This window comes from Burkholderia sp. S171, from assembly GCF_009766085.1.
Classification (GTDB): Bacteria; Pseudomonadota; Gammaproteobacteria; order Burkholderiales; family Burkholderiaceae; genus Caballeronia.
The window spans coordinates 15,070-41,266 of record NZ_LMUF01000006.1; the positions used below are offsets into that span (position 1 = coordinate 15,070).

Here is a 26,197-nt window from a genome sequence, read left to right on the forward strand (position 1 = left end):
TTTGTAGCGCATGCGCTTGAGCTTTGCCCAACGCCCAGGTCCGGCAGCAATCGCCATGCGCAGTTATTGTGATCCCACGTCAGATGGATGCGCGCATCGCCGGCTTTCACATTCAATCAGGAGACTCGTGTCATGGCACTCCCCGCCGCTCTGCAACACCTCGCGCTGCCCGTCATCGCTTCACCCATGTTTATCGTCAGCTATCCGGAGCTCGTGCTCGCGCAATGCAAGGCGGGGATCGTCGGCTCGTTTCCTGCGCTGAACGCGCGACCGGCCGAGCTGCTCAACGAATGGCTCACGCAGATCGGCGAAGGAATCGAGGCGCATAAGGCGGCGAATCCGGGCGCACCGGTTGGTCCGATTGCCGTGAACCAGATCGTGCATCACTCGAACGCGCGGCTTGAGGCGGACGTGCGAGTGTGCGTGGAACATCGCGTGCCCATCTTCATTACCAGCCTGCGCGCGCCGGTCAAGGAGATGATCGACGCCGTGCACAGCTACGGCGGCATCGTATTGCACGATGTGATCAACCTGCGGCACGCCGAGAAGGCGCTGGAAGCGGGCGTCGATGGCCTGATCCTGGTTGCAGCCGGCGCCGGCGGACACGCGGGTATGACTTCGCCTTTTGCACTGGTGGGTGAAGTACGGCGTATTTTCGATGGCCCGATCGCGTTGTCGGGGGCCATTGCCAACGGCGGCTCGATTCTCGCCGCGCAAGCCATGGGGGCGGATTTCGCGTATATCGGCACACGTTTTATTGCCACGCGCGAGGCGCATGCGCTGGAAGACTACAAGACTGCGATCGTGGGGTCGAAGGCTGCCGACATCATTTATACGAACCTCTTCACCGGCGTGCACGGCAACTACATTCGTCAGAGCATTCTCAATGCGGGACTCGATCCGGACGCGCTGCCGGCATCGGATAAAGCAGCGATGAATTTCGGCGACTCCGCGATCAAAGCCAAAGCGTGGAAAGAAATCTGGGGCGCGGGACAAGGCGTCGGCCTAATGGACGACGTCCCGACGGTGGCGGAACTCGTGTCGCGGCTCAAGCACGAATACAACGATGCAAAAACGCGCTTGGGTATTTCGCGATAAAGCACTCGCTTCGCAAACAGTCCAATAAGCGGCTGGCTCGCGAATCTCTTTAAATCACTTGCGCGCCTGTCAACAAAAACGCCGCCCTTGGCTTCAGGGGCGGCGTTTTGCGTTGCCGGGCGCCAGCGCATAACGCCCGGTGGCTTCGCTCAGAACTTCGTGCGAATGCCTACGCCGTACGTATCGCCGCTCGACATGCTCGTGTACTTGTCGTTCAGGTACGCAGCGTAGACGTCGGTGCGCTTCGACAGCGGATAGTCGTATCCGAGCGCCCAGCTCTTGTGCGTCTGGTCGAGCCCGCCATTGCTGCGCGAATACGCATACGACGCCATCACAGAACCCACGCCGACCGGAATGGTCACGCCGCCCTGACCCGTGTTCACGTGGAACGAACCTGGATCGATGTCATTGTGCGTGTACATGTACTGCGCAAAGAACTTCACAAATTTCATGTCATACGACGCGCCCAACTGGCCAACGCTCTGGCTCTTGTAACCGGCCACGAACGACGTCAGGTCACCCGGCGTTGAGCTGAAATTCACGTACTGATACACGCCCGTCGCCGCAAACGGGCCATGGAAATACAGGAATTGCGCGCTGTATTTCTTGGCGCCGTTTTGTCCGGCCTGATTGCCGAAGCTGTACATCGCGCTACCCGACAAACCGCTGAAATCAGGTGTGGTGTACTGAACGGAATTGTCCCAACCCGAATCGCCGACAACACCCTGGTCCGTCGTGTACGTCGGGAACGTGCTCTGCCCGAGGAACACGTGATAAACCATCGGCGAGAACGTGTACGAATCGATAAACGGGTTAAACAGAATCGTCGATACAAAAAGCTGCGTGGTCAGCCGGCCGGCAGTGACCGTACCGTACGGCGACTCGATACCCACATACGAATTGCGCGCGAAAAATGTATCACCCTGGAAGCGGCCGTAATTACCGTTCTGCGCGCGAAAGAAACTTTCCAACGTGAAGATCGCCTTATAACCGCCGCCCAGATCTTCGCTGCCTTTCATGCCCCAGTATGACGTCGACATACCGCCGCCGCCCACGTTCCAGGCCGTAGGGCTGCCCGGGAATTTAGTGGCTCCCACCCATTCGTCGACCTGTCCGTACAACTGGACGCTCGATTGCGCTTGAGCGGAACTGGCGGCAAGCAAGCCGAACATGCCGGCAGTAACGGTAGCCTTGGCCGCGGCCTTAAGCACGCGGTTCACGGGTGGCTTCATGGACTCTCCTGTCGTATTAACGTTAAAACGGGATTCGGCGAGGGGTATCGCCTCGCTTTATCGGACTGTTCTTATAAATGTCCGCTATGCATGTAGATGGCTTAGGGCGGGACCATCTTTACGGATCATTTTTCTGGACAAAAATAACTTTCCTTATGCTGTCTATAGCGGTTTCAATACATTGCGCGCGACGAACTTTTATCGGCCGATGTAACGCGATGCGAAAAGGACGCTTGAAGGAGGAGCCGGCATGCAAGTGGATAGCCCGCGATGCTATATGCCACGGTGCACCCGGGCAATCTGCATTCCGGCAACAATAAAAATGCGATCAGAAACGTCAGTCGGACGCATTGTTAATGCGACTAATTTTGAGAGGAATGAAGAAGGGCTTCTGGCGATCAGACTGTGGCGGGATTACGTCATTGCGACGCTTGCCATAGACGGGGGAATTGTTTTTTGTTTTGCACTCGCAAGCAAGTTGTGGCGAGTCGGATTTGACGCGTCAACTGGGGCGCGTCAACTGCGACGGGTCAGCCCGCTTTCGAACTTACGGTTTTGACCTTGCGCTTTGGAATTGAGTTGGGGATTCGCTTTGGGACTGGCGTGCGAGCAATGCGCGGCGGAGATGGAAGGTGTGCAGCGTTGCTTTGTTATGTAAGGAGCAAGTTAACCGGGCGCTCGTTCGTTCAGCGTCGCAGGCAGCGCGATTTGGTTCGCGTAAGACCTAAACGAGTGCTGGCTCGCGACGCTCTGCAGGCGGGGCGGTTCGGTTCGCAATAAGACTAGACGTCGTAAGATCGCCCACGACCTCGGTCGGCCGCGCCCCCCCGGATCACGGCCTATCCCACGCGCCCCTTCGCTTCAGCGATCAATTCCGGTACGCGGCGTTCGCGGGCGAGCGCGGGTCATCGGCCTGACGGCCTGATGGACGCGGGCCGCTGCGCTCCTCGTTATAACGTGCGATGTCGGCGCGGATCGATCCGCCGGTGCGCAATTGCGCAGCCTGATCAGCGCGCGGCCCACCACGCACTTCCGCGCTAATCGGCGTCAGGCCAGAGCCGGCCGCGACGCGTTGGTAGCGGAATGACTGGGCACCACGCTCGACGTCATCCACTCGCATCGCATGCCGGTTCGCGGCCCTCCACGGCTCTTGAACCTGACCGCCGTTGCGGTTGAACATGCCGCCGTGGTCGCCGTGGTTGAACATCCCGCCGTTGTTACCGCCAGCGAAAGCGAGCGACGCACACAATGTCGACGCCGCAACCAAACCGGCAGCAGCGGCGAGGATCAAGCGAGCGATAGGTCGAAATCGGGTGAGCAACATGTCGATACTGCAAGATGTCCGACTCTGTTCGAGCGCGCTAGCAGAAAATGGAGATCCGCCAGCATCGCCGACCGGTCAATTGTCGGAACATCAGGCCCGCGTTTCCTAACGCGCCTGCCGACCGGTCTGTCATTCAATTTATTGTGCTGCGCGACTGGAGTCGAGCCAAAAAGTGTTAGGCCTTCCTGAGGGTTGTAACACCATGTTACTTCACTGTTTTTTGGCTCTTTTCGAGATGGATTGTGGTACTTCCTTCTTATCAAATCGGCCTGATTCCGGTTGCTAGCCAGTGGTCCGCAACTGGTTCGCAGCAGCGCTATATGCGCCCGCGTCACGTGCTCAAAACAGGTCATTCATGCGCTTACAGAATTAATAGATCACTTAAATGAATTTGCATCTTGAATCGGTATGCGCTCAAAATAGCGGTCGCGATGATTTCGCGCGTATCCGTTCGCCTTTTTGAAGGCACGAAATGTGATCGCCGGAAGTCGTCATGCACTTTCATGAACATGCGAATCCCCGATGACCCGCCCCAAGTTTCTCCCCGATAACTTCACTCTCGCACTCGTAGGCACGGTGATCCTTGCCAGCCTGCTGCCCTGCCGTGGCGCTGCGGCGGTTGGCTTCAACTGGCTGACCAACATAGCCGTCGGACTGCTGTTTTTCCTGCACGGCGCGAAGCTCTCCCGCGAAGCGATCGTGTCAGGCATGACGCACTGGCGTCTGCACATCGTTGTACTGCTCAGCACGTTCGCGCTGTTTCCGCTGCTGGGCCTGGCGCTGAAACCCGTACTCACGCCGCTCGTCACGCCCGCGCTGTATATGGGCATCCTGTTCCTGTGCACGCTGCCGTCCACCGTGCAGTCGTCTATTGCCTTCACATCCATTGCCAAGGGCAATGTGCCGGCTGCGGTTTGTGCCGCCTCGGCGTCGAGCCTGCTTGGCATTTTCATCACGCCCGCGCTGGTTGGTCTCGTTGTGACGGACGGCAGCGGCCATGCCGGCTCCGCCTGGCATACGGTCGGCAATATCGTGCTGCAACTGCTCGTGCCGTTTATTGCCGGGCAATTGCTGCGGCCAGTGATCAGCAAATGGCTCGACAAGAATCGCAGCGTCCTGCGTTTCGTCGATCAGGGTTCGATCCTGCTGGTTGTGTACGTCGCGTTCAGTGAAGCGGTGAACGAGGGCATCTGGCACACCATTTCCCTGCAAACGCTCGGTGGACTGGTTGTAGTGAACGTGGTGCTGCTCGCACTCGCGCTCGGTGTGACGGCGTTTGCCAGCAAGCGGTTGGGCTTTAACCGGGCAGATCAGATCACAATCATTTTTTGCGGTTCGAAGAAGAGCCTCGCCTCGGGGATTCCCATGGCGAAGGTGATTTTTGCCTCGCATGCAGTGGGCGCGGTCGTGCTGCCGTTGATGCTTTTTCACCAGATCCAGTTGATGACGTGCGCTGTGCTGGCGCAACGCTGGGGAGCCCGCGACACGTCCGGCGAGCAAGCGCCACAGGCAGAAGAAGGCGCCCGCGCGCAAGTCCGTTAGTTCTATTCGCTCTATTAGCCTCATTAGCGCCGCTAGTAAGCGCCGCGCCGCTGCCGCCACTGGCAATAGTGCGAAAACACGTTGCATGACTGACTCTCCCGTCCCAACTTAACCAAGCATGAAGCCGCCCTGTGCGGCTTTTTTGCTATTTGGAACCCATTCAGGCGATCAGTCGATTCGGCCCGATGGCCTATGACTTGATATTGGGAGCCCACCGGCAGCTCGTTGGGAGCCGGCAGCAAACGCGTTTCGTCTCCTCACACCTCCTATGCCGTCTGGCGGACTGGTGATCGGGCATGTGCCTTGCCACACTTGTGTCCATAAGCTGTTGATGGCACCAGGCAACGAACAACGACATGCGTGACTTCATCCACTCAAGCGGTTAGGAATGACCACCATGCAAGCAATGACTGACGGAGCCGCGAGTCAATCCCTTCTCGGTTCGTTTTTGCACGAACTCCGCTTCGAGCGCGGCTCGGACACGGATACTGCTCGGGCGCTTCACTCCATGATCGATGCCGGCTTTGACCGGCTGCCACTCCCCGGGCATGGCGCAACGATCGAGCGCTGGCGAACGCTGGCGGCGGTCGCGGCGTGCGATCTCGCGCTGGTCAAGCTGTTCGAAGGCCATACGGACGCACTCGCCATCATGGCTGAACTAGGAGAAGCAGATGTCCCTGAAAGCGGTCAGGCGTGGGGCGTTTGGGCAGCAGAACCGCCCTCGGCACGCCTCGCCGCGACCGCGGCGTCTGACACGCCCAATGTCACGTTGCACGGTACGAAGGCCTGGTGTTCCGGAGCAGCCTCAATAACCCATGCCCTTGTCACAGCTTGGAACGAACGGGACCAACCGATCCTCGCCGCAGTCGATCTCCGTCAGCCGGGCGTGCGCGTCACGCGTGATGGCTGGATGGCTGTCGGTATGTCAGCGAGCGCGAGCGTGGACGTCCATTTCGATCACGTTGAAGCCACCCGCATCGGCGCACCGCGCGCCTATCTGGAACGAGCAGGCTTCTGGCACGGCGGCGGCGGGATCGCGGCATGCTGGTTCGGGGCGGCGGCGGCAATCGGAGAATTCGTCAAACAGGATGCCGCGCGCCGAGCCGACCCCTACAAGCTTGCCCATCTGGGGGCTATTGACACGGCGCTCTGCGGCACAGCCAGCCTGCTGCGCGAAGCGGCCGCACGGATTGACCGCGAGCCGCAAGCCGACGCAATGCCTGACGCCTTTCGAGTCCGCCTGGCCGCGGAACGGGCGGCGATTGATGTCGTCGAGCGCGCCGGCCGTGCGCTGGGCGCCGGACCGCTCTGCCGCAACCGCCATTTCGCCAGCCTGATGGCCGACCTACCCGTCTTTATCCGTCAGAGCCATGCCGAACGCGATGAAGCCGCGCTTGCCGAACGACTTATCAATGGGGAATGCGGCACATGGAACCTGTAGTAACTCACCCGGCAAACGATCGCGCCATCGAGGGGAATGGCACGCCGGAAGCAACTTGGCAAAAGTCCGGGCTGCTCTCGAGCCTGCCTGAAGTCGATCCGGCGATCCTCGTGCCGCCCGGCGCGCGCGCCGTGATTGTTTCGCCGCATCCGGACGACGAGGTTCTGGGCACGGGCGGCCTGCTGGCGCAACTGTCCGATCTGGGCCGCAAGGTGCTGATCATCGCCGTGACGGACGGCACTGCGAGCCATCCTGATTCGCCGGAATGGCCCACGGCGAGGCTCGCCGAAACCCGTCCGCAAGAAACGCACGACGCGCTACAACGTCTGCGCATGAGACATGTCGCGCTGATGCGACTGCATCTTCCGGACGGCGGCGGAGAAACGTTCGAGTCGGAACTGACGGAAGCGCTGGAAACGCTTCTCGAACCGGGCGACATCGTGTTTGGAACCTGGCGTTTCGATGGTCATCCCGACCACGAGTCAGTCGGGCGGGCGGTGACCACGGTGGCTGATGCGCTCGACCTGCCGTTTGTTGAAGTCCCCGTGTGGACCTGGCATTGGGCGACGCCGGAGGATTCCCGCGTGCCGTGGAGCCGAGCGCGCCGCATCGTGCTGGATGCGGCCACGCTTGCCCGCAAGGTTCACGCGGTCCAGGCGTTTCGGAGCCAGATCGAAGCCGACGACTCCACGGGCCGCGCACCCATCCTGCCCGACCATGTACTCGAACGTCTCACCCGGCCCTATGAGGTCGTGCTGATATGACACAGGACCCGAGCACGCAGGGGCCGAACGCACAAGACTATTTCGCCGGTCTTTATCAACGCAGCGACGACCCGTGGTTACTTCGCGACCGCTGGTACGAGCGGCGCAAGCGCGCGTTAACGCTAGCCGCCCTCCCTGACGAACGTTACCGTCGCGCATATGAACCCGGTTGCGCGAGCGGCGAACTGACCGTCGAACTTGCCGCTCGATGCGAAACGCTGCTCGCGGCAGATTTGAATCCGGCCGCAGTCGACCTTGCGCGCCAGCGAGTCGCGCATCTTCAGCACGTTCAGGTCGAGCAGCGCGTCATGCCTGACGACTGGCCGGATGGCGAGTTCGACCTGATCGTAATCAGCGAGGTGGCGTATTACCTGACTGAGGCGCAACTCGCCAGCCTCATCACGAAGCTGAGCGTTTCGCTTGCCCCGGGCGGAACGCTGCTCGCCTGCCATTGGCGGCGGTCAATCGAGGGATGGCCGCATTCAGGTGATCATGTACATCAAGTGCTTTGCGCAAATCTCGCGCTACCGCGATTGTCCCGCTATCAGGACGACGACATGGTGCTCGACGTATGGTCATCGAATGAGAAATCCGTCCATCAGCGGGAAGCGCGCTAATGGTAAGCGCCCTGCGGCTAGGTGCTCCAATGCTCGCCAACGCGTGTTTAGTGGAATTTTCTCATCGCATTGACTAAACAATAAAGGCAACTGAAAGCCATATCAGCAAACAGCTTACGGGTTTTCTCTTAGAATCTGCGGGTCAGTTTTCGCGATGGTTTACTATACAATCGCCAAACTCGTGCGAACCGGGCGTCGTTAGTAAACACAAGACGTGCGTACAACGCCTCAGCGCCGATAAAAACAAATCCACGCAACGCAGAGACGAGAGACCCGATGGCCACCACCATTCGCGATGTCGCGCGCGCAGCCAGTGTGTCGATCGGCACGGTATCGCGAGCGCTTAAAAACCAGCCGGGCTTGTCCGAAACAACGCGTGAACGCGTGGTGGAAGCGGCGCGGCAGCTTGGCTACGACGCCGCCCAGCTTCGTACTCGAATCCGGCGCGTCACGTTCCTGCTTCATCGCCAGCACAATAATTTCGCGGTCAGCCCGTTCTTTTCCCATGTGTTGCACGGTTTCGAAGAAGCCTGCCGCGAGCGGCGGCTGGTGCCGTCAGTACTGACAGCGGGTCCAACACATGATCTCGCCCAGCAAATGCGCCTGCACGCGCCGGACGCCGTCGCGGTTGCGGGATTTATCGAGCCGGAGCTGCTTACGCATCTGCGCTCCATGAACCGGCCAGTCGTACTGATCGATTTGCGCGCACCGGGTTTTCGCTCGGTCAACGTCGATAACGCCCGGGGCGCCGCGCTCGCCATGCAGCACTTGTTCGCACTCGGACGCAAGCGGATTGCGTTCATTGGCGGATCGCTGGCGCACTACAGCATCTCCCAGCGTGCAATGGGATACCGGCTGGCGTATTTCGAAGCAGGATTACTCTTTAACCCGACGCTCGAAGTCACCACGCAGCCCGCTATCGATGCCGACCTGGCCGCCGCCGACGCCATGGAGCGCCTGATCGCGCAGGCGCGCGCGCAATCCGCACCGCTCCCCGACGCCGTTTTCGCCTATAACGATGCTGCGGCCCTCGCTGCCATGCGCGTCTGTCTCGCGCACGGTTTGCGGGTGCCGGAAGACATTGCGTTTGTCGGTTTCGACGATATTCCCGCCGCAGCCCAAAACACGCCGCCGCTCACCACGGTCACGGTCGACAAGGAAGCGCTGGGACGGCGCGGCGTGGAATTGCTGCTGGAAACCGCGCAGAACCACGACGACGCGAATACCACCGACACGCTCGTGCCCGTGCATCTGATTCCCCGCGCGAGCTCGGCCATAACACGGACACAGACATCGGTATGAACTCAACCGCTCTGCACGTGGCGGGTTCGGCAGAACCGGACTTTCGCAGCCGCGATTTCCTCCTCGACCACGTTCGCCACACACTTGCGTTCTACGCACGAACCGCCCGCGACGACTCGGGCGGTTTTTTTCATTTTTTCAAGGACGACGGCACGGTCTACGACCACACCACGCGTCACCTTGTCAGCAGCACGCGCTTCGTCTTCAACCACGCGATGGCGTTCCGTCAGTTCGGCGGTCAGGAGCATCAGGACAACGCCCGTCACGCGTTCGCGTTCTTGCGCAACGCGCATTGGGACGCGGTGAATGAAGGCTATGACTGGGAAATCGAATGGCGCGACGGCGCGAAACGCACGCTCGACGGCACGCGGCATTGCTACGGCCACGCGTTCGTTTTGCTGGCGTGCGCGCACGCGGCAATGGCGGGTATCGATGAAGCCAAGCCTTTGATCGATGAAACCTTCCAGCTGATGGACAAGCATTTCTGGGACACGGACGCCGGTCTATACGCCGATGAAGCCACGCCCGACTGGCAGCTGTCGCCGTATCGCGGGCAGAACGCCAACATGCACGCGACCGAAGCGTTGCTGGCCGCGTACGAAGCGACCGGCCATGTGCTGTATCTGGATCGCGCGGAGAAAATCGCCGGCAACATCACGTTGCGCCAGGCGCGATTGAGCAACGGGCTCGTCTGGGAGCACTTCAACACCGACTGGTCAATCGACTGGCATTACAACGAATCCGACAGTTCCAACATCTTCCGTCCGTGGGGTTTTCAGCCCGGCCATCAGACCGAGTGGGCGAAGCTGCTGCTGATCCTGGAGCGGCATCGCGCGTTGCCATGGCTCGCGCCGCGCGCTATCGAACTATTCGATGCCGGCTTCAACCGCGCGTGGGACGACCAGCACGGCGGCCTGTACTACGGCTTCGGCCCGGACAATTCCATCTGCGACCACGACAAATACTTCTGGGTGCAGGCCGAGACCTTCGCCACCGCAGCGTTGCTCGGCAAGCGGACAGGTCTGGAGCGATTCTGGGATTGCTACGACGAGCTCTGGCGGTATAGCTGGGCACATTTCGTCGATCACGAATATGGCGCGTGGTTCCGCATCCTGACCTGCGACAACCGCAAGTACGGCGACGAAAAGAGTCCCGCCGGCAAGACCGATTACCACACGATGGGCGCGTGCTACGAAGTGCTGAACGCGATAAGCGCAGCGGACGCACCCCAACAAAGCCGCGAGACAGCGAAAGCGACAAGCTAAACGGTGAGCACGATGACCTCCAACTCAACTTCCAACTCAACCTTCCCCCAATTCGTCTCGGCCGGCGACATCCTGACCGACCTGATCCGCACCGGGCCGTCAGACTGGCTGTCGCGACCGGGCGGCGCCGGCTGGAACGTCGCACGCGCCGTCGCGCATCTCGGTTTGCCGACGGCATGTGCCGGTTCGCTCGGTACGGACAATTTCTCCGATGAACTCTGGGATGCGAGCGTCGCGGCCGGCCTCGACATGCGCTTCATGCAGCGCGTCGAGCGGCCGCCGCTGCTGGCGATCGTCCATAAAACGCAGCCGCCGACCTATTACTTCATGGGTGAAAACGGCGCAGATCTCGCCTTCGATCCCACCCTTCTGCCGTCCGGCTGGATGGACTCGGTGAAATGGGCGCACTTCGGCTGTATCAGCCTCGTGCGCCAGCCGCTCGGCGACACGCTCGCCCGTCTTGCCGCGCAGTTGCGCGAGCACGGCGTGAAGATCAGCTTCGACCCAAACTATCGAAACCTGATGGCGCATGGCTACGAGCCAACCTTGCGCAAAATGGCCGCGCTTGCCGACCTGATCAAAGTTTCCGATGAAGACCTGCACAAGCTCTTCCCATCGATCCCGAATGAAGCCGACGCCCTCGCCGAAATCCGTGCGATGAACCCGCAAGCCACCGTGCTTGTTACACGAGGATCGGCCGAAGCCACGCTGCACGTCGGAAGCGAAACCTGGCAGGCGAGCCCGCCCAAAGTCGATGTCGCCGATACGGTCGGCGCCGGCGATGCGTCCATTGCGGGCTTGCTCTACAGCTTGATGACACGCGCCGGCGGCTGGCCTGATCATCTGCGTTTCGCGCTTGCGGCAGGCGCGGCAGCGTGCCGGAGGTCGGGGGCGCACTCACCGTCGCTGGAAGAAGTGGAGAATTTGCTGGCCTGACGGCGGGGTCTGACGGCGGGGTCCCACCCATACCGCTAGCCCGGCAATGCGAGACGGTCACACGCGCGATAAATGCGCGTGCTAGCATCGATTCAACCTTTGCCGGAGGTACATCATGGAAGATACGATCTACACGAAAGGCATTTACACCGCGACCATCGGCGCGCATGCCGTAGACGGCGGCGAGTTTCGAGGCGTTGTCACGCTGGTTCGGGACGATGGCGAAGACGGCGAGGATTCCGAGCCGAAACAGTACGATGTCGCCGCCACGTCGCTGTCCGAAGAAGAAGCGCTGGAAGAAGCCCGAGCGCTCGCTCACCGGATCCTCGGCGAGCTCGAACTCTGAGAAGCCGGCAACGGGGGGATTGCTCGCCGCCGTTGCCACTTCGCTTGAACGGGAGAACCAAAATGCCTGAACAACTCTTCCTCTACGGCGTCTATTCCATCCACGTTCGGCCCATCGAACTGCAAGGGACGCGCTGGGACGCGGAATACGAAATCCGCCATCTCGACAAAGCGGTGCAGCCGTGGAAAACCATTGGCGGCGATAACGGCTTGTCGAGCCCCACCGACGCCATTGGTGCCGCGCACGTGCAAGCCGTCGCCGACATTGAAGCCGGCGCGGGCATTCCCAAGCCGAAGACCTTTCCCTAAACCTTGATCCAGACGGACTTCAGGGCTTCAGACTCACCGTGCCCGTCTGCTGCTGCGAGGCGGCTGACGGCACCTTCTGCGCTTCCTCTTTATCGATTAGTGCCGCGCGTTCGTGTGCGTCCCGTGACGTCGCCCGCGCGACATACTCCGACAACGCCCCTCCCGGCGCGATCAGCTTCGCCATATAGGCGATCTGCAGCGTGCTCGATACAAGGATATCGGCTGCTGTAAAGCGCTCGCCAAGCAGCCACGGACCGTCGTCCAGCGCCGATTCAATCGCCTTTTCCACGCGGCTCAGATCGCCCCAGCCGAAACTCACGCTGTTGCCCGGTGCGCCCGTCATTTTTTCGGCCATTGCAGGCTCAAGACAAGCGCCCGTGAAAAACATCCATTGGAGAAAACGGCCTCGCAACGGATCGTCAAGCGGGACGCCCAGCCCGGCTTGCGGGTATTTATCGGCGAGATAGAGCAGCACCGCACCCGATTCCGCGACGCACACACCGTCGTCATCCAGCGCGGGCAACTTCGACATGGGGTTCACCGAGCAAAACGCAGGCGCATTCTGCTCTCCTGCCCGAATGTTCACGTAGGCAAACTCGTACGGCACGCGCAGTTCCTCAAGCATCCATAACGCGCGAAACGCACGCGTCTTCGGCCAGTAGTAGAGCTTCATGGGCGGATTCCTTTCTTGTGGCGCGGCATTGTCAGGGAGCGTCCAGATTACCCGCTCCTGAGCGTTTCGAGGCGCGGGTTAACCACACGTTAGCCATCCGGCAGGTGATTTCCGCTCATTCATCTCAATAAAGATCGATTTTGTTTCTGGTACGGGCGTTCGATCGCCAAGAACGCAAAAACCTTCCGGTTATGTCGAGGAAGAATGGCGACATCCTCTCAATTCATCGATAAAACGCCGGAGCCTCATCCATGAACGCGCGTGTGCCTTTTTCAGATAACCCTCCGCTAGCCAACTACCAACTTACCGATAACCTCAATGCCGCGCACGGCCGGATCTTTCTCACCGGCACGCAGGCATTGGTTCGGCTGGTGCTGATGCAGCGCCAGCTCGATCGCGCCGCCGGGCTGAATACAGCAGGTTTTGTCAGCGGTTATCGGGGTTCCCCGCTTGGCATGGTCGATCAGCAATTGTGGAAAGCAAAAAAACTCCTCGCGTCGCATGACGTGCGTTTTCTGCCCGCGATCAACGAGGAGCTCGGCGGCACGGCTGTGCTGGGCACGCAGCGGGTGGAATCGGATCCCGAGCGGACCGTGGAAGGTGTCTTTGCAATGTGGTACGGCAAGGGCCCGGGCGTGGATAGAGCCGGCGATGCGCTCAAGCACGGCAATGCGTACGGTTCGTCGCCGCACGGTGGCGTGCTGGTCGTGGCGGGCGACGATCACGGCTGCGTGTCGTCGTCCATGCCGCATCAGTCGGATCAGGCGCTGATCGGCTGGCACATGCCGGTCGTGAACCCGTCGAATATTGCCGATATGCTCGAGTTCGGTCTTTACGGCTGGGCGTTGTCGCGCTTTTCGGGCGCGTGGGTGGGGTACAAGGCGATATCGGAGACGGTGGAATCTGGGTCGACTGTGGACCTCGATGCGTTCCAGACCGTGTGGCCCGCGCCGCAGGGTTTCGTCACGCCCGAAGGCGGCCTGCACAATCGCTGGCCCGACTTGCCGAGCCTGACGATTGAAGCGCGATTGGCCGCCAAACTCGACGCCGTGCGGTATTTTTCCAAAACGCATTCCATCGATAAATGGATCGCACCGAGCGGGCATGCGAACGTCGGCATCGTCACGTGCGGCAAGGCGCATCTCGACCTGATGGAAACGTTGCGCCGCCTGGATCTCACCGTCGATGACCTCGATCACGCCGGCGTGCGCATCTATAAAGTGGGCCTGTCGTTTCCGCTGGAAACCACGCGTCTCGATACCTTCGTGGAAGGTCTTTCCGAGGTCTTGGTCATCGAAGAAAAGGGCCCGGTGATCGAGCAGCAGATCAAGGACCATTTGTATAACCGGACACAAGGCGCGCGACCGATCGTGGTCGGCAAGAACGCGCAGGACGGTGCAATGCTGCTGAGCGCGCTCGGCGAACTGCGCCCATCGCGTGTATTACCCGTGTTCGCGGACTGGCTCGCGCGGCACAAGCCGGCGTTGGATCGTCGCGATAAAGTCGTGGATCTCGTCGCGCCGCAAATCCTGTCGAATGCCGCTGATGCCGTCAAACGCACGCCGTATTTTTGCTCGGGCTGTCCGCACAATACATCGACGAAAGTGCCTGAAGGGTCCATCGCGCAGGCCGGGATCGGCTGCCACTTCATGGCGTCGTGGATGGAGCGCGATACAACTGGTCTGATTCAAATGGGCGGAGAAGGCGTGGATTGGGCGTCGCATTCCATGTTCACGAAAACGCCGCACGTGTTCCAGAATCTCGGCGATGGCACCTACTTTCACTCAGGAATCCTCGCTATTCGCCAGGCGGCCGCGGCGAAGACCAACATCACCTACAAGATCCTGTACAACGACGCCGTCGCGATGACCGGCGGCCAGCCCGTCGACGGCAGCATTTCCGTGCCGCAAATCGCGCGGCAAGTTGAAGCGGAAGGTATTGCGACGCTCGTTGTAGTCAGCGATGAACCCGAGAAATACGACGGCCATCACGATCAGTTTCCGAAGGGCACGACGTTCCATCATCGGCGCGAACTCGATGAAGTCCAGCGGCGGTTACGTGATATCAAGGGCGTTACCGTCCTTATCTACGATCAAACCTGCGCAGCGGAAAAACGGCGTCGCCGGAAAAAAGGCGAGTTCCCCGATCCGGATAAACGCTTGTTTATCAACGAAGCCGTGTGCGAAGGCTGTGGCGATTGCGGCGTGCAGAGCAATTGTTTATCGGTGGAACCGGTTGAAACCGAACTCGGACGCAAGCGCCGCATCGACCAATCGTCGTGCAACAAGGACTACTCGTGCGTGAATGGTTTCTGCCCGAGCTTCGTCACGCTCGAAGGCGCGAAGCTCAAGAAAGCCGCAGGCAATGTCTTCGATCCTGAAGCGCTCGCGGCACGTGTCGATGCGTTGCAGGAACCCAGGCTCGAACTCGATAACGCGCCTTACGACATTTTGATTACCGGCGTCGGCGGCACGGGCGTGGTAACGGTTGGCGCGCTGATCAGCATGGCTGCACATCTGGAGGGCAAGAGCGCGTCGGTGCTCGACTTCATGGGCTTCGCGCAGAAAGGCGGCGCGGTGCTGTCGTTCGTGCGCTTCGCTTCCACCGATGCGTTGCTGAACCAGGTGCGCATTGATACCCAGCAAGCCGATGTGCTGCTCGCCTGCGACATGGTCGTTGGCGCGAGCGCTGACGCGCTGCAAACGGTGCGTCATGGGCGTACGCGGATTGTCGTGAACACGCACGCGATACCGAACGCGACGTTCGTGCAGAATCCTGATGCGAACCTTCACGCCGGGTCGCTGCTGGAAAAGATGCAGCACGCGGCGGGCGCCGAGCGCATGAACACGTGCGACGCGCAAGCTTTGGCGACGCGTTTTCTCGGCGACACCATCGGCGCGAATATTTTGATGCTGGGTTATGCGTGGCAGCTTGGACTGGTGCCGGTGTCGCATGCCGCGTTGATGCGCGCGATCGAGTTGAACAATGTCGCCGTGCCGATGAACAAGCTGGCGTTTGCGATCGGCCGGCTGGCTGCGGCGGATTTGGATGCGCTGGAAGCGCTGCGCAAAGCGGCTGTTACGCCGCGTGTCGAGATGGCTGCGATGCCGTTGGATGTGTTGATCGCGGATAGAGAAGCACGGTTGCTGGCTTATGGCGGTTCGAGTTACGTGACGCGATATCGGGCGTTGGTTTCGGCTGCGGCGGCGCATCGCAACGATGCCGTGACGCGAGCGGTAGCTTCGACGTTTTATCGGCTGCTCGCTGTGAAGGACGAATACGAAGTCGCGCGGCTTCACACCGATCCTGCATTCCGGGCAGCGCTGGAAGCGCAGTTCGAAGGCACGGCGGGTCAGGATTTCGCGGTGAAATTTAATATGGCTCCGCCGGTTTTATCGAAGGCCAAAAACGGTGGCCAACCGAGGAAAATGACGTTTGGGCAATGGCTCTGGCCAGTGCTGGGGATGATGTCGAAGGTGCGCGGATTGCGGGGAACGGTCATCGATCCGTTCGGTAAATCGCTCGAACGGAAAATGGAACGCGAGCTTCCCGGAGACTATGAAATCACCATTCAACAAGCGCTTGAAGCAATGACGCCGGACAACGCGAAAGATGTTGAAGCCCTCGCGCTGCTGCACGAACGCATTCGCGGTTATGGACACGTGAAGCTGGCGAATCTGTCGATGGTGAAGCGGCGGGAGCGGGATCTTGGAGTGAAGTTGGGAATCGAGGTGAAGACGGGACAGTATGTAAAGGCATCACTCGATGAGGTCAAAGGTGCTGGAGCGTTGAGAGGGATTCCGGTCGTGGTGGCGAAGTGAAGACCGTGCCCTAAACAGTTGGATAGCCGCACCATAGGCCATATCCCGCACAAACGAAAAGGCCCGCGATCGATTCCTACCGGAACCTCAAAGGTGTTGGTTTTTGAGCTACTTAGCGCTGAGACCCGCGTCCCAAAGGGGATTGCGGGTCTTTTTCTTGCCGGAAACATTTCCGGGAGCTGACGGGCGCGATTTCTCGACGTCGAGTCCGACCATGGCGAGCAGAAACCGGAAAAAAGACCTTCGAGACCAGCTTCAGAGGCCCACTTCCGAAATACCAGGCAAACCGGCGGGACTGAAAGAATTTGCGGAAATACAGGGCCACGATCAGGTGCTACATGCGCAAAGCGTCAATGTTCGGCGTTCTTTTATCGGGCCGTGCGACCGATGTTCGAAGCAAACTGCCTCGCAACCGCTGGATTGCAGTACAGGCAAATCAGAGACGCTTGCTTCTACAAAATGAAGCAAGTTATTCTATTTTGCGTCTCTATGATGATGCAATGCGATTTTATTAGCTTCTCTTATGAGAAGCAAAAACTGCACAATCACTGCCCTATGGGCTATCATTTATTTCATCTTTGATAGCCTATAGGGCAGTAAAATGGATTCCAGAATGAGGCAGCTCCGGCTTGAGCAGGTTCAGGCGTCGGTCGCAGCGTACTCGGATATGATCAACCGTCGGCCGCCGCCGCGTGGATGGCTGAAGGTCATCCGAGAGTCGTTAGGGCTCACCGAGCGACAGCAAGCCGACAGACTAGGCATTACCGGTTCGACCCTGCACAAGTCGGAGTCGGCGGAAGCTGAGGAGAGAATCACGCTCGGACAACTGCGTAAGTTGGCTAACGGGCTGGACTGCGAGCTGGTCTACGCTCTGATGCCCAGAAAGCCACTGACTCAAGTGGTCGAAGACCGGGCACGCTCAATCGCGCTGCAGGAAGTGAGTGGAGTTGCGCACACTATGAGTCTGGAAGACCAACGTCCGACAACCGACCGACTTCGCAAACAGGTTGAGCATCGAACGGCAGAACTACTCCGAGGCCGCTGGTCCGACCTATGGCGATAGTTTTAGACGAACAGGACGGCCAGACACCGCTCGACCCTGACGAGCTTGCAGGGCTGATACCGACGCACCTGGCCACCAAGGGCGACCTGAATGACTGGGAACAGGAGAACATCCTGCAAGCCGTGCAATGGGCTCGCCGTCAACGCAAGGTCGATGTCCTCAGTGAAGAGTTCTGTCGCAACCTTCACAAGAAAATGTTCGATCAGACCTGGTTGTGGGCAGGCACGTTCCGCAAGTCCGACAAAAACATCGGATGTGAATGGACGCAGGTCAGCGTCAAACTGAGAAACCTTTTCGATAACACGCGGTGGTGGGGCGACAACGGCACATTCCCGCCCGATGAGATTGCCGCACGATTTCACCACGAGCTGGTGTGGACTCATCCCTTTCCAAACGGCAATGGTCGACACTCACGAATGATGGCTGACGCGCTCTTGCGCAGCATGAAACAAGAACCGTTTTCGTGGGGAGGCGGCGGGACACTGGTTGAAGCGGATAACGCCCGGTCGGATTACTTGACCGCCTTGCGTGCGGCCGACAAAGGTGACTACAGTTTGCTCTTAGTCTTCGTGCGGAGTACTTCTTAGCCGTCGCACGGACAAGAAGGACGTCGAGCCATTTATGACAGGCACAAAGAGCTTTGCGTTGTTGCGTGTACAGCCCTGCACGACCGTTCTTTCGTCGACGCCGCGCAGCTCAGCCATCGCCAGCGCAGCAGCGCTCGGCACCACTTGGCCTGGGCTCGTACGGGCGTTCAATGCCCGTAAAGAGCGAGCCTCCGAACAGGCTCGCAGTAATCACCAGGCCTGCCCGTTTACCAACACCTGTGTGGTACGGGTAAGAGCGATTCGCGGGCTTTTTCGTTATGTCGTGAAACCAAGCCCTTTACTCTTCCTCCTCCGCCATCCAGTCAATATCCCCGCACAGCACGCACCGTTGCCCGCCCATGCGCGTCTCGACCGACAGCGTGACGCACGGCAACGCTTCGTTAATCGATAAATACGGCTTCGTCACATGCACTCTATCCGGGTCGCCCAGCGCCGCCCGAAAATACGGTCGCCTTAACCAGTTCGCCCCCTGCGCATCGATAAGCGGCAGCAGCCGCGCCTCATGCGCCGCGCGATCGGCCCTCAGCACGACATTGCGCCCAGCCTGCCGTCCATTGGCATCGAGGAGAAAACACCGCGCTGCGTTATCCAGCGCGAGGAAATTCCAGCACACTTCCTCCAGCGGCTCCCCCGCCGCCAGCCGTTCTGCCGCGCGCTCGAATGCTCGCACGTACGGCTGCAGCCGCGTCGCCACGCGTCGTTCCTTCGCCTCCGTCTGCAACCGGAAACGCTCGGTCAACTCGCTCATCAAGGTGTGCGCCTGCGCGGCATCGGCGAGACCGGGATTTGGCCGTCCAAAGAAGAATCCTTGCACGAAATCCGCACCGCTCGAGAGCGCCAGTTGCGCCTCGTGCTCGGTCTCCACTCCTTCGATCAGCACCAGCTTGCCCGCCTCGTGCAGCAGCGACACGACGCCACACAGAATTGCTTCCATGTTGCGCCGATGCTTCAAGTGGCTCGTCCCATGGACCGAATGCGCCGAGTGCGCGGCATGCGACAACATCACGCGATCCAGCTTGACGATATCCGGATCGAGTTGCCAAATCCGTTCGATATTGGAATGCCCCGCGCCGAAATCATCGAGCGCGATCAGGAAGCCGTGCTCGCGAAAATGCTGCACGGCGTCCGCGAGCTTTTCGATGTCATCGGCGCGTTGCTCCAGCACCTCCAGCACCACGCGGCGCGGTTCGATCTGCAAGCGCTTGAGATTCGCCAGCAGCGCGGCCATGTGATACGGCTCGGTCAACGCCGCCGGATGCACGTTGAGAAACAGCCACTCGTTCCCGGTGCCGAGCACATTGAAATTCTCGAGATGCAGCGCCTGCGACAACCGGTCAACCTGCATCGCCTCGCCCACGCGCGCGGCTTGGCCGAATACATCGAGCGGCGACACCACGCGATCAAGCGCATCGTGCGCTCGCAGCAAACCTTCGTAACCGACCGCCCGCATATGCGACAGGCTGAACACCGGCTGAAACACACTCGACAAAGTCCAGCCGCCGTGTTCGACCGAATACCGGTCGAACCCCGACGTCACGCTCAGTTCGAATGTTCGCGGCGAGACTGGCTTCACCTTGTCAGGATTCGCTATTGCCATCTTGCCTTCCCCGTCCGGATGCCCGCATTTGATCCTTGTTCATGCAACCGGTCACAGTCGCGGTCATGGTCGATCAACGCAATCGATTGCGCTCCACATTGCGCAACCGAAGCCCTCAATCCTGATTTCATACACTGCCCTCGTTTATCTTCAAGCGGAATCTACCCGTCCCGTCGCCCTTCGATAAAGCAAGCTCCGTGCTAACGCAAGTCCTAGCGTTTCCTGAGTGCCTGCCCGCATGTGCACCGCCACGGGCCGCCGGGTTCGCAGCGCAGCGTGCGAATGCACCAAGGCAGTGCGGTCTCCATTTGCCGTCCGCGCCTTTTAACCAGCCCTTCGGCGACCTATTAAGCATGTCCAAGCTAAACTTTGCCCCTTCCTCGTTAAAAGGGAGCGTCGCTGGCGACTCGCCGCGCTCCTGCCCGATCGCATAAATTATGGAAATTGTTTTCACTGTCTTGATCCTGATGCTGGCGGTCGCCCTGTCCGGGTTCGCCACCAGCCTGTTGCCCAACGCGTTGCCCTTCACGCTGCCGCTGCCTCTTATCCAGATAGCGATAGGCGCGTGTCTCGCGTGGCCGGGATTCGGCCTGCACGTCACGTTCGATCCTGAGCTATTCATGATGCTCTTCATCCCGCCGCTTTTGTTCGCCGACGGCTGGCGCATCCCGAAACGCGAATTTTTCATGCAGCGCCGCGCGATCCTGCTGCTCGCGCTCGGTCTCGTATTCATGACCGTGGGCGCACTCGGCTGGTTTCTGCATTTCATGATCCCCGCGATGCCGCTGCCCGTCGCCTTCGCGCTGGCCGCGGTGTTATCGCCGACGGACGCCGTTGCGCTCAGCGGTATCGCCGGCAAGGGCCGCATTCCGGCGAACCTGATGCACATCCTGGAAGGCGAAGCGCTGATGAACGACGCGTCCGGCCTGGTTGCGCTGAAATTCGCTATCGCGGCGGCACTCACGGGCGTGTTTTCGTTGCGGGCGGCCGCGATCAGTTTCGTGCTGATAGCGGCGGGCGGTCTGGTGATCGGCGCGGCAATCAGTTGGCTCGTGACATCCATTCCGGGGCGGGTCGCGAAATTGTCCGAAGACGACGATCCCGCCGCCGGCGTCATCCTTACCCTGCTGATTCCATTCGCGGCCTATCTCATTGCCGAACGGTTCGGTTGCTCGGGCATTCTCGCGGCCGTGTCAGCCGGGATGATGATGAACTTCCAGAGCCTGCGCGAGGGCATACCCACGGCAGCGCGAATCCGGATGACCAGCACGTGGACGATGATCGAATTCGTGTTCAACGGCATGGTGTTCATTCTGCTCGGGCTGCAGTTTCCGCACATCATTGGACGCGCGTTGATCGAAGCGCATCACGACGGCCTTCAGCAGGTCGGCTTGCTGCTCGCTTATGTGGCTGCGGTGGTCATTGGGTTGTACGGGCTGCGTTTTGCGTGGGTATGGGTACTGCGCTGGGTCTCGAGCCGGGGCGCTGCGAAACACGGCGTAGCGAACGCGGTGCCGGGCGTGCGTACTGTCGCGATGACGACTATCGGCGGCGTGCGCGGCGCAATCACGCTTGCGGGCGTGCTGTCGTTGCCCGAAGTGCTGCCGAATGGGTCGGTACTGCCTGGACGCGATCTCGCGATTTTCATTGCATCGGCGACTATCCTGATGTCGCTGCTGATTGGCGTGGTCGGTTTGCCCTTGCTGCTGAACGGCCTGAAAAAACGCGGCGATCCGCACGCCGCCGAGGAACGCATCGCGCGCCGGCATGCGGCGCAGGCCGCGATCCGCGCTATCGATACCGCGCAGGAAAATCTCAGCGAGCAGATGGATGAAGCGGCATCGGCACGCTGCACGGATACGGCCGCGCGCGTGATGAGTTTGTATCGGCGGCGTCTTGAAGGGCTCGGCGAAGATGAAGAACCGCGCCGGGCCGCGCGTCAAAGCGAGATGGTGGAAACGAAGCTGAAAATGGCCGCGTTGAGGGCGGAGCGCTCGGAGTTGCTCAAGATGCGCACGCGGCAGGCGATCAACGATGAAACCTTGAACAAGCTGATGCGGGAAATCGATTTGTCGGAGACGGCGATCGTGAATCGCAAGAAAGGCAGCACGGCGTAGTCGACGTTTCCTGTTCGTTGCTTCGTGCGATCTGTCGCATCGGGAGCCACCGCGTGCCGCTGCTTGGCTTGGACACAATGTGCGTGAACGAATCAATCGACTGAATTTTTAAGAGTTTTCGTATTCGCCGCAGGCGCCCACCGCCGCATACTTCATCTCATGCGCAATCCATGAGTGTGCATGATGTCGTTGTAACTCTCCGATCTTGTCCGCTCACAGCCTCCGGCTCTGGGCGGTTTTTTTTAGGGTTTTTTTGCGGTTTTTTTCTGGATAACGAACGAGTTCAGGCTTGAACTTACGTCGTCCTGATTCGACGCTGCCGTTGCTCCTGTTCAAAGCGGGCTTAAGTTTTTCGAGGGAATGTGTTCGCCGACTATCGAGTCGCGCCGATGTGTCGGATCGAGAAATGTCACGGCCGCGCACGACCAATTTCGGTGGTCCAGCTCATGCGCCGCGAGACAAAAAAAGCCCGCACAGCTTGCGCCGTGCGGGCTTCTTAACATCACGTCGTCATATACCGTGAAACTTAACCATGGTGGAGAGGAGGAGGATCGAACTCCCGACCTTCGCATTGCGAACGCGACGCTCTCCCAGCTGAGCTACCCCCCCAACGTATCTCGATAATAGCACAGCCTTAAGACCGTCTGACAAGGCCCAAAAGCCGCCGGCGGGCCGCCTTATTTCGACGGTGCACCCGCCAGAATCCAGCCAACAACCGTCTTGATATCCGCCCCGTTCATCGTTCGATGCGATGGCATGGGCAAGACGCCCCAGACGCCACTACCGCCGTCCCTCACCTTGGTTTCAAGCCGCGCTTGCGCCTGCGTGTCGCCCTTGTACTTCGCGGAGATCTGCTGGAACGACGGCCCCACAATCTTGCGATCCACCGCGTGACATCCCATGCAGGCATTCTTGCCCGCGATGTTCATGGCATCGGCGGGAGAAAAAGCGGCGGGTGCGTCGGCCGCGAGCGCACCCTCGCCAGTCGCGGCCGTGATCGCGATGGCGAGCACGGTCATGGAAAGCCACCGCTTCATTTCGCTGCGGGCGCAGGATTACCCGGATGCACAGGAGAATTCACGACGGGGGCGGCCGACTGTCCATCGAGCGGCTTTGAACTGACCGAGGAATCCGGTACTGCACCGACGGTCGGATTATCGCTGTCGATAGGCGTTACCACCGGCGCACTCGCGCCCGATGCAGCCGCGGCCGACAACGCCTGAGCATCTTCCGGCTTGATGTACTGGAACACCTTGACCACCTGCGCAACACCCGGGACCTGCGCCGCCACATTCGCGCCGGCGGTGCCTTCGTCACGCGTGACGAGGCCCATCAGGTACACCGTGTCGCGCTCGCACACCACCTTGTAGAAGTTCGCCCGCATATCTTTCTCACCGACCATCGCACCCTTCACGCGGCTCTCGAGATAGGCGTCGTTTGTACGCGATGACAGCGAACTCGCGCCCTGGATAGCGAGCTCATTCACAATGCTGTTCACATTGTTGATGCCGCGCACCACCTCTTCGGCCTTTTGTTTCCATTGATCACTCGGTACTTCGCCGGTCAACAGCACACGCCGGTTAAACACGGTCACGCTGACGTGCGCCTGATCAGGCAGGCTTTCACCGATACGCGACTTGGCTTTCACCTGGATCTCGCGGTCCTCGGTCTGCGCGCCGAGCGTGCGCCGGTCCGTGGCCACGAGCGTACCGCCGCCCACCGCACCACCCATTGCACCGATAACCACAAGCGGGCAGCCTTGCAGCGTCAGCACAACGCCTGACAACAGGCTCGCCAGCATCGTGGCTCTGGCTAGCGTCGACCTGACGCGTGTCTTTTTCATCAACTCGTTCCCCTTAAGAATCATTCGTCGCCCAGCAGCATCGCGTCGATGCCATCGCACAGACAGTGAATGGTTAGCAGATGGACTTCCTGGATTCGTGCCGGCCGTTCGGACGGCACGCAGATATGGATGTCGGTATCGGCGAGCACTTCGCTGATCACGCCGCCGCCCGCACCGGTCATCGCGATCACGAACATTTCGCGCTCATGCGCGGCCTGGATCGCGGAGAGCAGGTTGACCGAGTTGCCCGACGTTGAGATGACGACCAACACGTCGCCGGCCTGCCCGAGTGAGCGGATCTGCTTCGAATAGATCTCTTCGAACGCCGAGTTGTTGCCAATGCCCGTGAGCGTCAGGGCATTCGCGTCCAGCGCAATGGCCGGCAAGCCAGGCCGCTCGCGCTCGAAGTGCCCCACCAGCGCAGACGCAAGCCTCTGTGAGTTAGCTGCCGATCCGCCGTTGCCGCACGTGAGGATTCGCGAGCCGTTGGCGAGCGCGCCGAACAGCACGTCGATGGCTGCGGCGATGGGGAAAGCAAGCGTGTCGAGTGCTTCACGATGGACTGCCGCGTTTTCGCGGAAATGTTGCTGGATACGTTCGACGGACATCGACTCTCGGTTATCGGCCGCGCCATGCGCGGTAGTTCATTGACGGACTGCTTCGATGAGTTGCTTCAACGGCTGGCTTCGACGGCTTGCTGCCAAGGTCTCCGAAGCCGATGCTTCACCCACTTCAATACTTAAGCGCCGGCGCCGCGCGATCCATGGTTCTTTGCAACGCGCTCTCGCGCAGCGGTTCAACATAAAACCATAAGACCATAAGACCCGGATCAACCCGGCGCGCAGGCTCCGCGCAGTTTACCGCACTCGCTGTCCGCATCACTTAAGATAAGGCCGTTTTCACGACGTATCGGCGCGAAAAGCATCGCGTAACCACACGATACGGCCTGCATCGAACGCGATCACGTCAAAGCGGCACACGGGCAACGCACCGCGCCACGTCATCAGGTAATGCTGCGCCGCGAGCACCAGCCGCCGCTGCTTATGCGCGCCGATACTCACCGCCGCTGCCGCGAACTGTCGGCTGCGGCGCGCGCGTACCTCCACGAATACGAGTGCACGCTGGCTGCCGATCTCACGCATCACGAGATCGATTTCGCCGCCGCGACAGGCGAAATTGCGGGCGACAAAACGCAGGCGCTGCCGCTGCAGATATTCAAGCGCGCGTTGCTCGAACGCGCTTCCGATTGTTTTCGACACCCCGTTCCCCAAAAAGTTGTCCCTCACCGCATGGCACAATGACGTCCTCCGTATGCCACCCGCCCTCATGACTCCACTCTCCGAACTTGCCAACGGCCAGCAGTTTCCGGCTGGCGCGCTCTATATAGTCGCGACGCCGATCGGCAATGTCGCGGACATCACGGTGCGCGCGCTGCATGTGCTAGGACTCGTCGACCGTGTGGCTGCCGAGGACACACGGAACACGTCGCAACTGCTGTCGCGCTACGGCATTTCGAAGCCGACCATCGCCGTACACGAGCACAACGAGCGCAGCGCTGCCGAGAACGTGATCGCACATCTGCGCAATGGCGAGCGCATTGCGTGCGTGTCCGACGCGGGCACCCCGGGTATTTCCGACCCCGGCGCGCGACTGGTCGATGCCGTGCGCGAAGCTGGCTTTCCCGTTATTCCTTTGCCGGGCGCAAGCGCCCTCACCACCGCGCTCAGCGTAGCCGGCGCATGGGTTCACACGTTTTCGTTCATCGGCTTTCTTGCCACCAAACCGAAGCAGCGCGACACGCAATTGCAGTCGCTGCTCACGCACACGCCGGCACTCGTGTTCTACGAAGCACCGCACCGGATTGTGGAAACGGTGCAGGCGCTCGAGCGCGCGTTCGGTGGCGATCGGCAATTGCTGATTGCTCGTGAGCTGACCAAGTTACATGAGAGCATCCATCGATGCACCCTGGCCGAAGGGCCAACGTGGCTTTCCGGCGATGCAAACCGGCAACGCGGCGAGTTCGTTCTCGTAGTAGAAGGCGCGCCGCAAAAGGACGCCGCGGACGACGCTCACGATGCATTGCTCGCGACTTTGCTGGCGGAGTTATCGGTAAGTAGCGCTGCACGACTGGCGGCAACGCTGACGGGCGCATCGCGCAACGCGCTTTACACGAGGGCGCTGGCAATGGATAAGGCACGCGGAGAACAGGGCGAAACCGAGCAGGAATGACGAGCGGGAATAAGGCGGGTAAATCTCGCTGGGCAATAAAAAACGGGCCGTCGAAACGGCCCGTTTTTTTA

At 60.2% G+C, this 26,197-nt stretch carries 23 protein-coding genes and 1 tRNA gene; 15 read left to right on the top strand and 9 right to left on the bottom strand.

The window, feature by feature from the left end; genetic code table 11:
• Positions 1-132 precede the first annotated feature (132 nt).
• Entirely contained in the window at positions 133-1,098 is a 966-nt protein-coding gene (locus GSQ93_RS01725; protein ID WP_158933970.1) for a nitronate monooxygenase family protein, read from the top strand.
• A 149-nt stretch (positions 1,099-1,247) separates the two neighbouring features.
• On the opposite strand, the gene GSQ93_RS01730 is transcribed toward GSQ93_RS01725, so the two are convergent.
• Positions 1,248-2,270, bottom strand: a complete 1,023-nt coding sequence (locus tag GSQ93_RS01730; protein ID WP_254073727.1) for a porin — start codon at positions 2,268-2,270, stop codon at positions 1,248-1,250.
• A gap of 928 nt (positions 2,271-3,198) precedes the next feature.
• Positions 3,199-3,654, bottom strand: a complete 456-nt coding sequence (locus GSQ93_RS37900) for a hypothetical protein (protein WP_254073711.1) — start codon at positions 3,652-3,654, stop codon at positions 3,199-3,201.
• A 522-nt stretch (positions 3,655-4,176) separates the two neighbouring features.
• Here GSQ93_RS37900 and GSQ93_RS01740 point away from each other — a divergent pair.
• The 9 genes from GSQ93_RS01740 (at position 4,177) to GSQ93_RS01780 (ending at position 12,175) form a co-directional block, all read left to right on the top strand.
• Complete coding sequence (locus tag GSQ93_RS01740; RefSeq protein WP_158933972.1) at positions 4,177-5,196, top strand: bile acid:sodium symporter family protein; 1,020 nt, start codon at positions 4,177-4,179, stop codon at positions 5,194-5,196.
• A gap of 397 nt (positions 5,197-5,593) precedes the next feature.
• Entirely contained in the window at positions 5,594-6,637 is a 1,044-nt protein-coding gene (locus tag GSQ93_RS01745; protein ID WP_367889725.1) for an acyl-CoA dehydrogenase, read from the top strand.
• Complete coding sequence (locus tag GSQ93_RS01750; protein WP_174254568.1) at positions 6,625-7,401, top strand: PIG-L deacetylase family protein; 777 nt, start codon at positions 6,625-6,627, stop codon at positions 7,399-7,401. Before GSQ93_RS01745 ends, GSQ93_RS01750 begins: the two co-directional genes overlap by 13 nt.
• Complete coding sequence (locus tag GSQ93_RS01755; RefSeq protein WP_158933975.1) at positions 7,398-8,018, top strand: class I SAM-dependent methyltransferase; 621 nt, start codon at positions 7,398-7,400, stop codon at positions 8,016-8,018. The genes GSQ93_RS01750 and GSQ93_RS01755 overlap by 4 nt, the downstream gene beginning before the upstream one ends.
• Positions 8,019-8,294: 276 nt before the next feature.
• The gene (locus GSQ93_RS01760) at positions 8,295-9,320 is read left to right on the top strand and encodes a LacI family DNA-binding transcriptional regulator (protein ID WP_158933976.1); all 1,026 of its coding nucleotides are present in this window, start codon (positions 8,295-8,297) and stop codon (positions 9,318-9,320) included.
• Positions 9,317-10,585, top strand: a complete 1,269-nt coding sequence (locus GSQ93_RS01765; RefSeq protein WP_158933977.1) for an AGE family epimerase/isomerase — start codon at positions 9,317-9,319, stop codon at positions 10,583-10,585. The genes GSQ93_RS01760 and GSQ93_RS01765 overlap by 4 nt, the downstream gene beginning before the upstream one ends.
• 12 nt (positions 10,586-10,597) lie before the next feature.
• Positions 10,598-11,521, top strand: coding sequence for a carbohydrate kinase (locus GSQ93_RS01770; RefSeq protein ID WP_158933978.1), 924 nt, complete (start codon positions 10,598-10,600; stop codon positions 11,519-11,521).
• 115 nt (positions 11,522-11,636) lie between these two features.
• Positions 11,637-11,867, top strand: a complete 231-nt coding sequence (locus tag GSQ93_RS01775; RefSeq protein WP_158933979.1) for a hypothetical protein — start codon at positions 11,637-11,639, stop codon at positions 11,865-11,867.
• Between the two features lie 62 nt (positions 11,868-11,929).
• The gene (locus GSQ93_RS01780) at positions 11,930-12,175 is read left to right on the top strand and encodes a hypothetical protein (RefSeq protein ID WP_158933980.1); all 246 of its coding nucleotides are present in this window, start codon (positions 11,930-11,932) and stop codon (positions 12,173-12,175) included.
• 19 nt (positions 12,176-12,194) lie between these two features.
• Here the strand turns inward: GSQ93_RS01780 and GSQ93_RS01785 are convergent, their stop codons facing one another.
• The gene (locus GSQ93_RS01785) at positions 12,195-12,848 is read right to left on the bottom strand and encodes a glutathione S-transferase family protein (RefSeq protein ID WP_158933981.1); all 654 of its coding nucleotides are present in this window, start codon (positions 12,846-12,848) and stop codon (positions 12,195-12,197) included.
• 251 nt (positions 12,849-13,099) lie between these two features.
• On the opposite strand from GSQ93_RS01785, the gene GSQ93_RS01790 reads away from it, so the two are divergent.
• The 3 genes from GSQ93_RS01790 (at position 13,100) to GSQ93_RS01800 (ending at position 18,319) form a co-directional block, all read left to right on the top strand.
• Entirely contained in the window at positions 13,100-16,669 is a 3,570-nt protein-coding gene (locus GSQ93_RS01790; protein ID WP_158933982.1) for an indolepyruvate ferredoxin oxidoreductase family protein, read from the top strand.
• A 667-nt stretch (positions 16,670-17,336) separates the two neighbouring features.
• Positions 17,337-17,732 (top strand): mobile mystery protein A, encoded by a 396-nt coding sequence (locus GSQ93_RS01795; protein WP_254073728.1) that lies wholly within the window; start codon positions 17,337-17,339, stop codon positions 17,730-17,732.
• Entirely contained in the window at positions 17,723-18,319 is a 597-nt protein-coding gene (locus GSQ93_RS01800) for a mobile mystery protein B (RefSeq protein WP_158933984.1), read from the top strand. The genes GSQ93_RS01795 and GSQ93_RS01800 overlap by 10 nt, the downstream gene beginning before the upstream one ends.
• Before the next feature lie 298 nt (positions 18,320-18,617).
• On the opposite strand, the gene GSQ93_RS01805 is transcribed toward GSQ93_RS01800, so the two are convergent.
• Positions 18,618-19,937 carry an EAL domain-containing protein gene (locus GSQ93_RS01805; RefSeq protein ID WP_158933985.1) on the bottom strand — a complete coding sequence of 440 codons (1,320 nt, stop codon included), beginning with the start codon at positions 19,935-19,937 and terminating at the stop codon, positions 18,618-18,620.
• A 437-nt stretch (positions 19,938-20,374) separates the two neighbouring features.
• Between GSQ93_RS01805 and GSQ93_RS01810 the strand changes: the two genes are divergently transcribed.
• Positions 20,375-22,054, top strand: a complete 1,680-nt coding sequence (locus GSQ93_RS01810; protein WP_158933986.1) for a Na+/H+ antiporter — start codon at positions 20,375-20,377, stop codon at positions 22,052-22,054.
• A 533-nt stretch (positions 22,055-22,587) separates the two neighbouring features.
• Here the strand turns inward: GSQ93_RS01810 and GSQ93_RS01815 are convergent.
• The 5 genes from GSQ93_RS01815 to GSQ93_RS01835 form a co-directional block, all read right to left on the bottom strand.
• Positions 22,588-22,663 (bottom strand) — tRNA-Ala (locus GSQ93_RS01815).
• A 68-nt stretch (positions 22,664-22,731) separates the two neighbouring features.
• Complete coding sequence (locus GSQ93_RS01820) at positions 22,732-23,091, bottom strand: c-type cytochrome (protein WP_158933987.1); 360 nt, start codon at positions 23,089-23,091, stop codon at positions 22,732-22,734.
• Positions 23,088-23,897 (bottom strand): BON domain-containing protein, encoded by an 810-nt coding sequence (locus GSQ93_RS01825; protein ID WP_158933988.1) that lies wholly within the window; start codon positions 23,895-23,897, stop codon positions 23,088-23,090. Before GSQ93_RS01825 ends, GSQ93_RS01820 begins: the two co-directional genes overlap by 4 nt.
• Positions 23,898-23,917: 20 nt before the next feature.
• The gene (locus GSQ93_RS01830; protein WP_158933989.1) at positions 23,918-24,505 is read right to left on the bottom strand and encodes an SIS domain-containing protein; all 588 of its coding nucleotides are present in this window, start codon (positions 24,503-24,505) and stop codon (positions 23,918-23,920) included.
• 291 nt (positions 24,506-24,796) lie between these two features.
• A complete protein-coding gene (locus tag GSQ93_RS01835) occupies positions 24,797-25,225 on the bottom strand; it encodes a YraN family protein (RefSeq protein ID WP_158933990.1) in 429 nt (142 codons plus the stop codon).
• Here GSQ93_RS01835 and rsmI point away from each other — a divergent pair.
• The gene (gene rsmI / locus GSQ93_RS01840; protein WP_158933991.1) at positions 25,224-26,126 is read left to right on the top strand and encodes a 16S rRNA (cytidine(1402)-2'-O)-methyltransferase; all 903 of its coding nucleotides are present in this window, start codon (positions 25,224-25,226) and stop codon (positions 26,124-26,126) included. The genes GSQ93_RS01835 and rsmI overlap by 2 nt on opposite strands.
• The last annotated feature ends 71 nt before the right edge of the window (positions 26,127-26,197 follow it).

Coding starts and splice junctions, on each gene's coding strand:
- GSQ93_RS01725 (WP_158933970.1), top strand. CDS start 133: ATGGCACTCCCCGCCGCTCTGCAACACCTCGCGCTGCCCGTCATCGCT.
- GSQ93_RS01730 (WP_254073727.1), bottom strand. CDS start 2,270: ATGTTCGGCTTGCTTGCCGCCAGTTCCGCTCAAGCGCAATCGAGCGTC.
- GSQ93_RS37900 (WP_254073711.1), bottom strand. CDS start 3,654: ATGTTGCTCACCCGATTTCGACCTATCGCTCGCTTGATCCTCGCCGCT.
- GSQ93_RS01740 (WP_158933972.1), top strand. CDS start 4,177: ATGACCCGCCCCAAGTTTCTCCCCGATAACTTCACTCTCGCACTCGTA.
- GSQ93_RS01745 (WP_367889725.1), top strand. CDS start 5,594: ATGCAAGCAATGACTGACGGAGCCGCGAGTCAATCCCTTCTCGGTTCG.
- GSQ93_RS01750 (WP_174254568.1), top strand. CDS start 6,625: ATGGAACCTGTAGTAACTCACCCGGCAAACGATCGCGCCATCGAGGGG.
- GSQ93_RS01755 (WP_158933975.1), top strand. CDS start 7,398: ATGACACAGGACCCGAGCACGCAGGGGCCGAACGCACAAGACTATTTC.
- GSQ93_RS01760 (WP_158933976.1), top strand. CDS start 8,295: ATGGCCACCACCATTCGCGATGTCGCGCGCGCAGCCAGTGTGTCGATC.
- GSQ93_RS01765 (WP_158933977.1), top strand. CDS start 9,317: ATGAACTCAACCGCTCTGCACGTGGCGGGTTCGGCAGAACCGGACTTT.
- GSQ93_RS01770 (WP_158933978.1), top strand. CDS start 10,598: ATGACCTCCAACTCAACTTCCAACTCAACCTTCCCCCAATTCGTCTCG.
- GSQ93_RS01775 (WP_158933979.1), top strand. CDS start 11,637: ATGGAAGATACGATCTACACGAAAGGCATTTACACCGCGACCATCGGC.
- GSQ93_RS01780 (WP_158933980.1), top strand. CDS start 11,930: ATGCCTGAACAACTCTTCCTCTACGGCGTCTATTCCATCCACGTTCGG.
- GSQ93_RS01785 (WP_158933981.1), bottom strand. CDS start 12,848: ATGAAGCTCTACTACTGGCCGAAGACGCGTGCGTTTCGCGCGTTATGG.
- GSQ93_RS01790 (WP_158933982.1), top strand. CDS start 13,100: ATGAACGCGCGTGTGCCTTTTTCAGATAACCCTCCGCTAGCCAACTAC.
- GSQ93_RS01795 (WP_254073728.1), top strand. CDS start 17,337: ATGATCAACCGTCGGCCGCCGCCGCGTGGATGGCTGAAGGTCATCCGA.
- GSQ93_RS01800 (WP_158933984.1), top strand. CDS start 17,723: ATGGCGATAGTTTTAGACGAACAGGACGGCCAGACACCGCTCGACCCT.
- GSQ93_RS01805 (WP_158933985.1), bottom strand. CDS start 19,937: ATGGCAATAGCGAATCCTGACAAGGTGAAGCCAGTCTCGCCGCGAACA.
- GSQ93_RS01810 (WP_158933986.1), top strand. CDS start 20,375: ATGGAAATTGTTTTCACTGTCTTGATCCTGATGCTGGCGGTCGCCCTG.
- GSQ93_RS01820 (WP_158933987.1), bottom strand. CDS start 23,091: ATGAAGCGGTGGCTTTCCATGACCGTGCTCGCCATCGCGATCACGGCC.
- GSQ93_RS01825 (WP_158933988.1), bottom strand. CDS start 23,897: ATGAAAAAGACACGCGTCAGGTCGACGCTAGCCAGAGCCACGATGCTG.
- GSQ93_RS01830 (WP_158933989.1), bottom strand. CDS start 24,505: ATGTCCGTCGAACGTATCCAGCAACATTTCCGCGAAAACGCGGCAGTC.
- rsmI (WP_158933991.1), top strand. CDS start 25,224: ATGACTCCACTCTCCGAACTTGCCAACGGCCAGCAGTTTCCGGCTGGC.
- GSQ93_RS01835 (WP_158933990.1), bottom strand. CDS start 25,225: ATGAGGGCGGGTGGCATACGGAGGACGTCATTGTGCCATGCGGTGAGG.